At 55.7% G+C, this 12,813-nt stretch carries 11 protein-coding genes; 9 read left to right on the forward strand and 2 right to left on the reverse strand.

Annotated features, from left to right (window positions below; genetic code table 11):
* The 5 genes from AAC035_RS10930 to AAC035_RS10950 form a co-directional block, all read left to right on the forward strand.
* The coding region (locus AAC035_RS10930) for an ABC transporter substrate-binding protein (protein ID WP_339803828.1) at positions 1-1,374 on the forward strand (1,374 nt) is incomplete at its 5' end.
* A gap of 114 nt (positions 1,375-1,488) precedes the next feature.
* Complete coding sequence (locus AAC035_RS10935; protein WP_339803831.1) at positions 1,489-2,424, forward strand: ABC transporter permease; 936 nt, start codon at positions 1,489-1,491, stop codon at positions 2,422-2,424.
* Positions 2,421-3,299 (forward strand): ABC transporter permease, encoded by an 879-nt coding sequence (locus AAC035_RS10940; protein WP_339803834.1) that lies wholly within the window; start codon positions 2,421-2,423, stop codon positions 3,297-3,299. The genes AAC035_RS10935 and AAC035_RS10940 overlap by 4 nt, the downstream gene beginning before the upstream one ends.
* 39 nt (positions 3,300-3,338) lie before the next feature.
* Positions 3,339-4,985, forward strand: a complete 1,647-nt coding sequence (locus tag AAC035_RS10945; protein ID WP_339803836.1) for an AMP-binding protein — start codon at positions 3,339-3,341, stop codon at positions 4,983-4,985.
* Between the two features lie 7 nt (positions 4,986-4,992).
* Positions 4,993-6,651, forward strand: coding sequence for an AMP-binding protein (locus tag AAC035_RS10950; protein WP_339803839.1), 1,659 nt, complete (start codon positions 4,993-4,995; stop codon positions 6,649-6,651).
* 268 nt (positions 6,652-6,919) lie between these two features.
* Here the strand turns inward: AAC035_RS10950 and AAC035_RS10955 are convergent, their stop codons facing one another.
* Both AAC035_RS10955 and nhaD read right to left on the reverse strand, forming a co-directional pair.
* Entirely contained in the window at positions 6,920-7,585 is a 666-nt protein-coding gene (locus AAC035_RS10955; protein ID WP_339803842.1) for an SOS response-associated peptidase family protein, read from the reverse strand.
* Positions 7,586-7,648: 63 nt separating this feature from the next.
* Positions 7,649-9,049, reverse strand: a complete 1,401-nt coding sequence (gene nhaD, locus AAC035_RS10960; protein ID WP_339803844.1) for a sodium:proton antiporter NhaD — start codon at positions 9,047-9,049, stop codon at positions 7,649-7,651.
* A 1,087-nt stretch (positions 9,050-10,136) separates the two neighbouring features.
* Here nhaD and AAC035_RS10965 point away from each other — a divergent pair.
* The 4 genes from AAC035_RS10965 to AAC035_RS10980 all read left to right on the forward strand — a co-directional run bounded on the left by AAC035_RS10965 (position 10,137) and on the right by AAC035_RS10980 (position 12,548).
* On the forward strand, positions 10,137-11,132 hold the full coding sequence (locus AAC035_RS10965; RefSeq protein ID WP_339803847.1) for an NADPH:quinone oxidoreductase family protein: 996 nt from the start codon (positions 10,137-10,139) through the stop codon (positions 11,130-11,132).
* Positions 11,133-11,135: 3 nt separating this feature from the next.
* On the forward strand, positions 11,136-11,903 hold the full coding sequence (locus AAC035_RS10970; protein WP_339803850.1) for an SDR family oxidoreductase: 768 nt from the start codon (positions 11,136-11,138) through the stop codon (positions 11,901-11,903).
* 144 nt (positions 11,904-12,047) lie between these two features.
* Positions 12,048-12,182 carry a hypothetical protein gene (locus tag AAC035_RS10975; RefSeq protein WP_339803853.1) on the forward strand — a complete coding sequence of 45 codons (135 nt, stop codon included), beginning with the start codon at positions 12,048-12,050 and terminating at the stop codon, positions 12,180-12,182.
* A gap of 3 nt (positions 12,183-12,185) precedes the next feature.
* On the forward strand, positions 12,186-12,548 hold the full coding sequence (locus tag AAC035_RS10980) for a hypothetical protein (RefSeq protein WP_339803856.1): 363 nt from the start codon (positions 12,186-12,188) through the stop codon (positions 12,546-12,548).
* The last annotated feature ends 265 nt before the right edge of the window (positions 12,549-12,813 follow it).

Below are 12,813 nucleotides of genomic sequence, written 5' to 3' on the forward strand. Positions count from 1 at the left end.
GGCACGGATCACGTTTTCCTGTACCCGATTTTCGCCACCCTCGTAGAATGGGATTACGACACTCTGGAGGCACGGCCAGGCCTGGCAATGAGCTGGGAATACCCGAACCCTGAAACCCTCGTTCTTCACCTCCGAGAGGGTGTCAGGTTCCACGATGGCACCACGCTGGATGCTGAGGCGGTCAGATTCAACCTTGAACGCAACCGCACGGACGAGCGATCCAATATTCGTTCGGACCTGGGTTCTGTAGAAAGTGTTGAAGTGACCGGACCCTATCAGGTCACCATTCACCTCAAGAACCCGGATACCTCATTGCCCCTGGTTCTGTCGGACCGTGCCGGCATGATGGTTTCGCCCACCTCCATCGAAAAATTTGGAGATACCTCTGATCGCAACCCGGTTGGGGCTGGCCCAATGCAATTTGTCGAATGGAACGACGGTGACCGGATTGTGGTGAAACGCAACCCGGATTACTGGGATGATGAACGTCCACTGATCGATGGTATCGACTTCCGGATTATCACCGACAGCTCTACACGCCTGCGCTCGGTCATGTCCGGACAGAATGACCTGGCCTACCAGCTCGAAGGGCGTCAGAAGCCACTGATTGAACGTGGCGGCTCTGCCCGGGGCATCTACGGTGCAACAGTTTACTGTTACCAGATATATCTGAACCAGGCAAAAGGCCCGCTAAGCAACGTCAAGGTTCGCCAGGCTCTGAACTACGCGATTGACCGTGACGCCCTGGTGAAAGCCTCCATGCACGGTGCCGGCGAGCCCGCCTACATGAACCTGCCCTCCTCGCACTGGGCTTACGATGCAGAGGTAGCCAAGCTTTACTCCTATGACCCGGATAAAGCCCGCCAGCTACTGGCTGAAGCAGGTTTCCCGGATGGAATTGAGCTGGATATGCGCGGTTACAACGAGCAGGGGTCGGTGCAACGGCAGGAAATCATCATGAGCATGCTGGCGGCAGTCGGTATTCGGGGTCGTTTCAAGACCGGAACGATACCGGACATGTCGGCAGCCTATTTTGCGCGCGGCGAAGGTGATTTCCTGGTATCCGCATGGACAGGGCGTCCAGATCCTTCTCTGACCTATGGGTTGCTCTATGCAGCCAACTCCTACTTCAACGCGGGCAAGGTGGAGCCGCCGGAGGGCCTCATGGAAGCCGTGAGTGCTTCGCGCAGCACCGATAACATTGCGGAACGGAAAAAGGCTTTCTCGACTGTTCAGCAGTTGGTGATGGAGAACGCGCTGGTGGTTCCCCTCGCATTCCGTGAGGACATCATGGCAGCCACTGACAAAGTCCAGAACCTGCAGACGAATCTTCTTGGCAAACCCAAGTTCGAGCACGTTTATCTGGAAAGCTGAAGCCATTGGTCGGATGGGCATGAGTACCGTGGCTGAACGCCACGAACTCCTGCCCAACTGATGTCTGTTACCACCCACATCGGACCGATAATGATGTCCCGGACTAAACAACTCATGTTGCTGAATCGCCTGGTTCAGGCGATTCCGATCATGATTCTTGCCACCTTCCTGGTGTTTTCATTACTGAAACTGGTACCTGGCGATATTGCCATTACTATTGCCGGTGAAAACGCCACCGAAGAGCGGATTCAGGAAATTCGTGAACTGTATGGCCTGAATCAACCCTTTCTCGTTCAATACGGCAATTGGTTGCTGAGCGCGGTGCAGGGTGACTTTGGTCAGTCACTGCTCAGTGGTGAGCCAGTACTGGACACCATATCAAGAGTTTTCCCGAACACTCTGTTCATCGTCGTGTATGCCGTCATTCTCTCAGTATTGATTGGTGTTCCTCTCGGCATCCTCGCGTCCAGCAGACCTAACTCCCGCCTGGACGGCGCCATAATGGGGGCGTCCTCTCTCGGTGTCGCCGTACCCAACTTCTGGCTCGGTATGGTGCTGGTCTCGATTTTTGCGCTCACCTGGAACTGGTTTCCTGCGACAGGCTTTACCAGTCCCGGCGTAAGCTTCACTGCGGCCCTCTGGTTCGCAACCTTGCCGGCCGTTGCCCTGTGCACAAATGGTATTGCTGAAGTAGCGCGCCAGCTCAGAAGCTCCCTGGTGGAAATCCACAGTTCGCAACACGTGCGCACCTTGCATGCCAAAGGGCTTTCGCCCTCCGTCATTCTCTGGAAGCACGGACTCAAGAACGTAAGTGTGAATCTGCTGACCGTTATCAGCCTGCTCTTCAACAAGGCATTGGCCGCCACTGTCGTGGTTGAAACTGTCTTTGCCATTCCCGGCATGGGCAACACCATAGTCAAAGCCGTACTGGAAGGTGACTTCCCGGTTGTTCAGGGCGCAGTGCTTGCCATGGTGGTAACGGTGATCCTCGTCAACCTGGTTACTGACGTGCTGTACACGGTTCTGGACCCAAGGATTACACAGGTATGACTACTCAAACACTTGATATGGCGACCAGAGAAGACTCGCTGTTCAGCAAGTTTGGACAGTGGTGCCGCCGCGATAAGCGAGGAGCAGCAAGTCTTCTGGTGCTGTCCCTCATCATTGGCATTGCCGTTTTTGCTCCCTGGATTGCACCACATTCGCCAACAGAGCAGGACTTCAGCAAAATGCTGATGGACCCCAGTGCTGAACACTGGCTCGGTACCGATGATCTGGGCCGCGATGTCATGAGCCGCCTTATCCATGGTGCCTCAAAGTCCATCTATGCAGCCTTTCTGGCGGTGGGTATTGCCCTGTTGATCGGGGTTCCCATTGGATTGTTTGCAGGCTTTACCGGAGGCTGGGTTGACGTTGGAATCAGTCGCGTCATCGACACCCTGCTTTCATTCCCCGCTATCGTACTGGCGGTTGCGGTGACAGGGGCGATGGGTATTGGCCTCACCAACGCCATGATATCCGTTGGCATCGTATTTTCTCCTCACCTTGCCCGCCTGATACGGGCCAGAACCCTGGTGGTCAGGGAGGAGCTCTATGTTGATGCCGCCCGCTGCTTTGGTGCGTCAACCACCCGGCTGTTGATCAAACATGTGACTCCGAATGCAATTCAACCGGTCATCGTGCAATGCACCCTGCTTCTGGCCGTGGCCCTGCTGGCTGAGGCCAGCCTCAGTTTCCTGGGACTCGGTGTCCAGCCACCCGATCCCAGCTGGGGACAAATGCTGGCCCGGGCTTACATGTATATGGAAATATCGCCAGCCCAAATGTACGCACCAGGTTTCATGATCATGATTACGGCATTGACCTTCAACACACTGGGTGAATCCTTACGAGTTGCCCTTGACCCGACCATGAAAGGTCTTTGACCACTGGCACCTAATCACAAGAATAAGGAACAAGCGTCTATGCGCCTCTCCAACGACCATTTTGCTGAAGCGGCCAAACAAGTAGTGTATCGCAATGGCCTTAGGCCAATGCACGATTACCTGCTGCTCAACGCCAGTGAGGCCCCCGACCAGGCCGCCTATATTTACTATGGCCACGAAATCACCTGGCGCGAGCTGGCTGAGTCCACTAAAAGATTCGCCGGCTATCTGCAGGCCAACGGTATCCGCAAAGGTGACCATGTCGGGCTGTATCTGCAAAACTGCCCGCAGTACATCATTGCCCACTACGCCATACAGATGTTGGGAGCCGTGATCACACCGCTTAATCCACAATACAAGGCAGCGGAAGTTGAATACCAGCTGGACAACGCCGATGCAAAGGCCGTGATCTGTGGCACCGACCTTTATCCCATGGTTGAAGCGGTCAGAGAAAAGCTGCAGAAGCTGAACCTGGTCATTACTACCCGTTACGCCGACTACCTGCCCCAGAATCCAACACTGCCTGTTCCGGAAGATCTGGCGCGGGTTTACCCTGTGCCGGATAACACCACGGACATGGCAGATGCCATTGAACGGTCGCAGCCGATCGATAAACCGGAACAGGTGGACTTCGAAAACGACATCGCGCTGATGACGTTCACCTCTGGAACAACGGGACGACCCAAGGGTGCCATGCTGCCGGTGGGTGCGGCGACCTTCAAGACAGCCGCACTGTTTCAATCCAACGGACTGGACGAAGCCTCCATCTCATTGGCGATCGCGCCCTTCTGTCATATCGCCGGTATGTGCCTGGGTGTCTACGCAGGGGTTTATGGACGCTGGACGACGGTGATCCTGCCCCGCTTCGATCCGGAAACGACCGTTAAAGCCATCGAAACCTACAAGGTCGACATGTGGTACAGCATTGCCCCGATGAACCGGGCCATCCTGAGCCTGCCGGACATTCAGTCGCGCAATCTGCGATCACTCCGCTTTAACCCTGCCACCAGCTTTGGTATCCCCGTGACGGAAACTCTCGCGGAGGAATGGAAAGCGATCACCGGTTGCCAGATGCACAAGGCATCCTACGGACTGAGTGAAACCCATACCATGGACACCTACATGCCGCGGGAGGCTATCCATTGGGGCACCTGTGGCAAACCCATGCCAGGGAATGATATCCGCATCATCAACCTGGAATCCGGCGACGAACAGCCTGACGGAGAATCCGGCGAAATCGTGGTTGGCAACGCCTATGTCTTCAGGGGCTATTGGCAGCGACCGGAGGCCACCGACGAAACCTTGCGCAACGGGTGGGTCTATACCGGCGACGTCGGGCATTTCGACAAGGACGGCTATCTGTTTTTCACCGGGCGTATCAAAGAGATGATCAAGTGCTCAGGTTACAGCGTGTTCCCGGAAGACGTCGAAGCCCTGATGCTGAATCACCCCGCCGTCGCTCAGTCCGCCGCAGTGGGCATACCGGACGAAAACCGGGGCGAAACCGTCAAACTCTTTGTGGTACTCAAGCCCGATTATCAGGGGAAAGTGAGCGAGCAGGACATCATCGACTGGGCAAAAGAGAACATGGCGGCCTACAAATATCCCAGATTCGTCGAATTCAGGGATTCGCTGCCCGCCACCGGGGCTGGCAAAGTCCTCCGCCGCTTACTGAAAGATGAGTGAGGATTTCATGAACAACGCGACAAGCAGGCATACCGGCTACTGGCCACCCGGATTATCCCGGGAGGTGATTTATCGTGGTGGTGATAAACCCATTCACGAGTACCTCTTTGATAACGAGCGAGAGATATCCGATCGCGCAGCCTATATCTTCTTCGGAAGAACAGTAACCTGGAAGGAGTTGGGGCAGTCTGTCAGGAAGCTGGCCGCCTTCCTGAAAGAAAAAGGCATTAACAAAGGGGACCGTGTGGGTCTGTACATGCAGAACTGCCCCCAGTACCCGATTGCCCATTACGCAATCCAGATGATCGGAGCCATCGTCTCGCCACTGAACCCCCAGTACAAGGACGCCGAGGTGGAGTATCAACTCAGCAATGCTGAGACTCGCGCGGTAATAGTGGGCGAAGATCTGTTGGCGACGGTGCAGCGTGTTCAGCACAACATCCCCGACCTGGCTGTAGTGGTCTCAACCGCCTACGCAGACTATCTGCCAGAAAAGCCGACTCTGGAGGTGCCAGGTTTCCTCCTGGAACGGCATCCGGTAGAGGGAAGCGCGGTGGATCTCGCTCGTATTCTGATGGATTACCAGCCACTCGCGGAAGCTGAGCCCATCGATCTCTGGAACGACATATCCCTGATGACGTTCACCTCCGGGACGACCGGTCGCCCCAAGGGCGCGATGCTGACCTTTGGCAGCGCGCTCTACAAAACCGCTGCCTCAATGATGGCGAACCGGGTAGAGCCCGACGGCTGCTCATTGGCCGTTGCTCCCTTCTGCCACATAGCCGGCATGAACTCAGGCGTTTACATGCCGGTCTATACCCGTCGCACCACCGTGATCATGCCGAGGTTTGATCCGGAAGCGGTGGTTCGGGCTTTCGAAGTCTATCGCTGTGACATGTGGTACAGCATTGCCCCGATGCTGCGGGCGATTCTGGACATGCCAGGTATTCATCAACGAGATCTGAAGTGCATACGGAACAATCCTGCCACCAGCTTTGGTATCCCCGTGACTGAAAAGCTGGCGGAGGAGTGGAAAGCTCTGACAGGTTGCCAGATTCACGAGGCGGCCTTCGGTTTGAGTGAAACCCATACCTCAGACACCTTCATGCCCAAAGAGCGAATCAAATGGGGTAGCTGCGGCATTCCCATGCCGGAGAACGAGATTCGCATACTGGAGATCAAAACCGGGAAGCCCTTACCCGCCGGCAAGAGTGGTGAGATCGTCATACGCAACCGGGGTGTCTTCAAGGGATACTGGAAACGACCCGAAGCGACTGAAGAAACGCTCCGGGGCGGCTGGGTTCACACCGGTGACGTGGGACATTTTGACGAAGATGGTTACCTCTTCTTTACCGGACGCATCAAGGAAATGATCAAGTGTTCCGGTTACAGCGTCTTCCCGGAGGATGTTGAAGCCCTGATGCTGCGCCACCCGGCCATAAAGCAGTGCGCAGCCATTGGCGTGCCGGACGATAAACGTGGAGAAACCGTCAAGCTTGTGGTTGTGCCCCATCCTGACCATAAAGATCAGGTTACCGAACAACAACTGATTGACTGGGCTAAGGACAATATGGCCGCTTACAAGTACCCACGCATGATCGAGTTCCGTGAGTCCTTGCCTGCGACTGGCGCCGGCAAAGTACTGAGACGGCTTTTGAAGGAGTAAAACTTGATATAGCCTGGAACCGGCTACTCTGGACGAGCCCGGCCTGGATGAGCTGGTGGCGCGGGTCGAGGCCACGCCCATCAACCCGTCCTTGTAGCAACCTCAAGAGTCCTGAGCCGGTGGGGGTCGTAATTTCGACCCTTTTCCGTAGTACGGTTGACCATCCGGTTGTCCGGATCTCACTCCTCCCTATTCCAGTAAACCCGAACCAGATTGAATTCCTTGGTGTACTGGATTGCCGGAGATCAACCTGCGTCAAAAGCTCACATCAATCCGCCTCAAGCAGTTCAACCTGCCCCACAGGCTCAAGATTCCTGGTACTTCGAACAGGCTCACAAACCAATGGCGCCGGAATATGGGCTTTCATCAGCTCGGTAAAAGCTTCCGTATGTCCGAAATCCGGGTCAAGCCAGTGGTCAAAATCAGCGGGTCTGAGCATCAGTGGAATGCTTTTGGAATGGATGTGACTGAATCTGGGATGAGGCGGCAAGGTAATCACAGTAAAAGAGCTGACCTGCTCCTCCCCGAAATGCCAGGACTGCCACAACCCGGCCAGGGCTGTAGCCTCATTCAGAGGATGAATGTTATAGACCTGCTTGCCTTGCCACTCGTGAAAGGCACTGACCGGAATGATACACCGGTGTGAGGGGTACACCTGTTTCCACAAGGGACTGCTGGTAAGCCGGTCGCTGCGGGCGTTGAAGGTATTAAACTTCGGGTTTGGCCGATAGCCATGTCCATCCGGCCGGGGTTCGATCAGCAATGACCAGATGCCCGGCTCCAGATAGCGATCGCCTCCAACTTCAATCACAAATTCTCCAGTGCCCCCAGGCGGCACATCCAGTTGTGGCCGGGGTGCTGCGGCCGACAGACCCAGTTCGGCCATCAGGTCCTGCACTTCCGGTGAGTCTGTTACGTTGTAGCGGCCGCACATGGACTGTCTCTCTGGATAACATATCGAGTAAAGAGCTTCCAACCCAGACACCGGTGCCCCATCCTAGCCGTTAAGCAGAAGATGCACACCGATGCTGGCCACGTAACCCAAAGCAATAGCAGGCGTCCACTTCAGATGGCTGAGAAACGTGTATTGACCTCTCGCCTGCCCCATCAGTGCAACCCCGGCGGCTGAGCCTATGGAGAGCAAACTGCCGCCAACGCCAGCTGTAAGTGTAACCAGAAGCCACTGGTAATCCGGCATGTCCGGATTCATGGTCAATACTGCAAACATCACCGGAATGTTGTCCACCAACGCAGAAATAACACCAATCATCGCATTGGCAAAGGTGGGCCCCAGGTCGCCGTAAAGCGTTGTAGAAACAATGCCAAGGTAACCGATAAAGCCGAGACCGCCCACAGCCATGATAACCCCGTAAAAGAAGAACAACGTATCCCACTCGGCCCTCGCAATGTGGGAAAACACATTGAAACCACGACCGGCAGGACTGTCTCCGGGAGGCGTTTCAGAGCCTTCGTTCCAGTGATACTCCTCGTGCCGTTTAAGGTAGAAACCAAACAACTTGAGATAGCCAAGCCCGGTCATCATGCCAAAAACAGGCGGAATGTGCAGAAATTGGTGGAAACTGATCGCAGTAGCAATAGTCAGCAGAAACAGGGCACAGATTGTCAGTCCACCCGGGCGTATAACCTTGTCATAGGTCTCAGGCTGGCCTGGTTTTCCATTGGGCAAGGCAAAATGCATAAGAGTCGCAGGCACCAGGAAGTTGACTACTGCGGGCAGGAACAACTGGAAAAAGTCCTGAAAGGGAAGAATGCCTTTTTGCCACACCATGAGTGTGGTTATGTCGCCAAACGGACTGAAGGCGCCACCCGCGTTTGCTCCCACTACAATGTTGATACAGGAAAGTGATACAAACCGGGCGCTGTCACGACCCACAGCCAGAACCACCGCACACATTATCAATGCCGTGGTGAGGTTATCCGCCACCGGTGAAATGCAGAACGCAAGTATCCCGGTAATCCAGAATAACTGACGGTAGCCGTAGCCTTTGCCAAGTAACCAGATACGCAGTTGATCAAATACACCCCGCTCCAGCATGGCATTTATGTAGGTCATGGCTACCAGCAGGAAGAAGAATAATTCCGCGTATTCCAGAAAGTTGTGCCGGATAGCGGCTTCCACCTCTCCATTGCTTCCGGTGCCACGATAGATCCAGGCCACCAGAATCCAGATCAGCCCCGCCGCAAGCAGCATAGGCTTGGATTTCGCCAGATGAATTTTCTCTTCCAACATCACCAGGATGTAGGCGATGACAAAAATCACGATGGCGGCGTAGCCGATCGGGTGTGCGATCAGATTCAGGGTTTGATCCGGGTTTGCCCATACCAGCCCCGGAGACAACAACATTGCCGCTGACAAGACAGCCATTGCTTTATTCAAGGAGGTACTCCTGACATGGGATATCCCCGGGGCCCGTACGTGGCACGTGTACGGCGTGGGAAAAGAAATGACCTGTGACCCTTACGGAGCCTGAGTCAAAAATCATTGTCACCGACTTTGGCACCTATACGTCACAGGGGATTTCACCTATCCCAAACGCAAAAAAGGCAGATCAGTAAGATACTGATCTGCCTTTCTTTAATATGGTAGCGGGGGCGGTTATGAGTCGGACCACTATACGACATCGCAATTGTCCAAAACTGGGTTTATTTGACCTTATTCTTCCAGAGTGGGCCGCTGGTCACTGCGGGCATTGAAGGTGTGAAATTTCGGGTTTGGCCGGTAGCCATAAGCGTTCGGGATGGATTCGATAAGAAGTGACCAGATACCGATCACCCGTGGCTTCCATCACAATCTCGCCAATACCGCCAGGAGGGACGCTTTACTGGGGTGTCGGTGCGATGCCTGGCGACCCCAGTTGTTCCATTAGAGTGCGGATTTCTGGTGAGTCGATGTTAACGGGTTGGCAATGCCAGAGGTTCAAAACACTTTCCAGAGCTTATCCATCTTGCTTTTCAGTTCGCCCATTATCATGCGTGTACTTCTCCGCTTTCAATTTGCTCCCAGGATCGGATTGCCCGCTCATCAGTCGCGTAAAGACCGGCGCGACCTCCCCGGGTGGGTGACTTCTCTGTACGGGCTCGAACCCGATAACCTTGCCGAGTCACTTTTCGAATCATTTCGTCTTCGTCCATAACAGGGGTACTGTCACTTTTGGTATTGCCACCTTTGGCGACACGGAAGGCCAGCTGACCGGGATTAGTTGACCACTACAGTGTGCTGACGATTGCCTACTTCGATCGGTTGAGCGTGCCGCGACTCTCGTGAAGCCTCAACTTCTCGAACCGCCTGGTGCGGACCCGCATGCCAGGTGGTGTGGGAGGGGCGGAACCTATTGGTTCCCCCCTATCCCGATTTCCTGTCCGGTGCAGCCAGTCAGCACAAGAACCCCGCCTGATAGCAGCCTAGAGTCACAGGAGACCATCCCGAACAATCTCATGACCATGCAACAGGGGAATATCACGACATGAAAGCGGTTCTATGCAAGCAATACGGACCGCCCGAAGCGCTGACCGTGGAGGATGTGCCCTCTCTGGAACCGGCGGAGGGTGAGATGATTATCTCGGTACATTCCTGTGCCGCCAATTTCCCCGATACGCTGATTATCGAGGGCAAGTACCAGTTCAAGAGGCCTTTTCCCTTCGTGCCTGGCGGCGAGGTGGCCGGCACTATCAAATCTGTGGGAGCTGGTGTTGAAGGCTTTGCTCCCGGTGACCGGGTGATCGGCATACCCGGCTGGGGCGGATTTGCTGAGGAAACACCCGTTCCAGCCCGCAAGGTAGTGCGACTTCCGGACGCCGTCAGCATGGATGCTGGCGCGGCGCTGGTCATCACCTATGGCACGACCCACTATGCCCTTAAGGACCGTGCCCACCTGCAGCCAGGCGAAACTCTGTTGGTGCTCGGTGCCGCTGGTGGGACCGGCCTGGCGGCCATCGAGCTGGGCAAGGTGATGGGCGCCCGTGTGATCGCCGCCGCATCCACCGACGAAAAGCTGGAAATCTGCCGCAAGCATGGTGCCGACGAAACCATCAATTACAGCAGTGAAAACCTGAAAGACCGTATCCGTGAACTGACCGGCGGGCAGGGGGTGGATGTGGTCTACGATCCGGTGGGCGGCGAGTACAGTGAGCCGGCCCTGCGTGGCATGGCCTGGAACGGCCGCTTCCTGGTGATCGGATTTACCACCGGTGAGATTCCGAAGCTGCCCCTGAACCTGACCCTACTCAAGGGTTGCTCCCTGGTCGGCGTGTTCTATGGTGCCTTCCAGGACAAGGAGCCAGAGCGGTTCCGTGAGCTGATGGATGAACTGACCGGATGGCTGGCCGAAGGCCGGATCAACCCCCGGATCACGGCGCGCTATCCGCTGGAAGATACCGCCAGGGCCTTGATCGACCTGAAGGAACGCAGGGCCACCGGGAAGCTGATCGTCTATACCGAGCGCGGATGTGATGGAGGCTGAACCGTGGAGCTGAACGATAAGGTTGTGGTTGTCACTGGGGCGGCCAGCGGTATTGGCGAGGCCATGGCGCGGCGTTTTGCCGCCGAAGGCGCCAGGGGCGTTGTTGTGGCCGACCGGGATATTGAAGCGGCGAGACGGGTCGCAGAGGACATCTCCGGCCTGGCGATAAAAGTGGACGTCGGTCTCCCCACGGATATTGTGCGGCTGGTGGATGAAGCCGAGGATCGATACGGGCCAATAGACCTGTTCTGCTCCAACGCGGGCATCGCGGTTCCCGGCGGCATCGAGTTGCCGGATGAAGTCTGGAACCAGACCTGGGACGTTAACCTGATGGCCCATGTGCATGCCGCACGAACGCTCATACCCCGCATGCTGGATCGTGGCAGCGGCTACTTTCTGAATACGGCATCCGCCGCTGGCCTGCTGTCGCAGTTTGACGCTCCCTATGCGGTCACCAAACACGCTGCCGTCAGCTTTGCTGAATGGCTCGCCATCACGTATGGCGCGCGGGGCATTGGCGTGAGTTGCCTGTGTCCGGGTGCCGTCGACACCCCGATGTTTCGCAGCGCTTCCGAGGTACGGCAGGAGCTGATGTCCGGCGGGCATGAATTGACCGCTGACGATGTTGCCCAGACCGTCGTGGATGGTCTGCGGGAAGAGCGTTTCCTGATCCTGCCCCACGAGGAAGTACTGACCTACTATCGGTCCAAGGCGGAGGATATCGACCGCTGGTTGCGGGGTATGCAGAAGCTACATGCGAGGGCGGATTGATCGAACCACGCCCATAATGAAGGAGCGTGTATTGGTAGCAATAGTTACGTACTCATAATAATAAAACCCTTAAAACAAGAAAGTGGTTGCGAGTGTCCTGAAAGGCTTCACCGGATTAGCCGGGAACAACAATGATATGGCCTTGTGTGCCGAAACCCCGTTAAAAGTCTCGATGACCTCAAGGGCAAGCGTATGCGGGTCGGCGCAGGTAACTGGTCCCGCTGGGTTGAATCCGTGGGTGGCGTCGGTATCACCATGTCCGCCAATGAAATGAACTAAGCTCTGAGTCAGGGTGTCGTGGACTGCATAGTGTTGTCGGCCCCGGAGATTCATAATTTCGGTCTGACAGAGGCGGTCACCGATATCACGATGGCAGTGCCCGGTGGCATTTTCACGACGGCCGGAACCAATGTTAACGCGGATGTATGGCGTAGTCTGACGGAGGATCAGCGCAGAGCTATGCTGCACGCCGCCACGGTAGAGGCTGCACAGATTCCGTTTGTCTATCACCAGAAAGAAGAGGAAGTGCTTGATGGACTTCGGGATCGTGGTGTGGGTTTCCACGAAGCGGATGGGGAGCTGGTGGAGGTAACCCAGACCTTTATCGAGCAGGATATGGATACCCTGGCGACACATTATCGTTGACTTTCTCCCAAGGGGCACACCGAGTTAGCATCGTGCCCCGAAAAGAGTTACGGTCAAATTAGAAGCTGAGCCAAAACCATGAGTTTAGAAATTGGCACGCCTAGGGCACGGCAGGGGCACGGAGAAAATTTCTTAAGCAGAAAGCAAAAAAGGCAGACCAGTAAGATACTGATCTGCCTTTCTTTAATATGGTAGCGGGGGCAGGATTCGAACCTACGACCTTCGGGTTATGAGCCCGACGAGCTACCAGACTGCTCCACCCCGC

Source organism: uncultured Marinobacter sp. (assembly GCF_963974375.1).
Taxonomy (GTDB): Bacteria; Pseudomonadota; Gammaproteobacteria; order Pseudomonadales; family Oleiphilaceae; genus Marinobacter.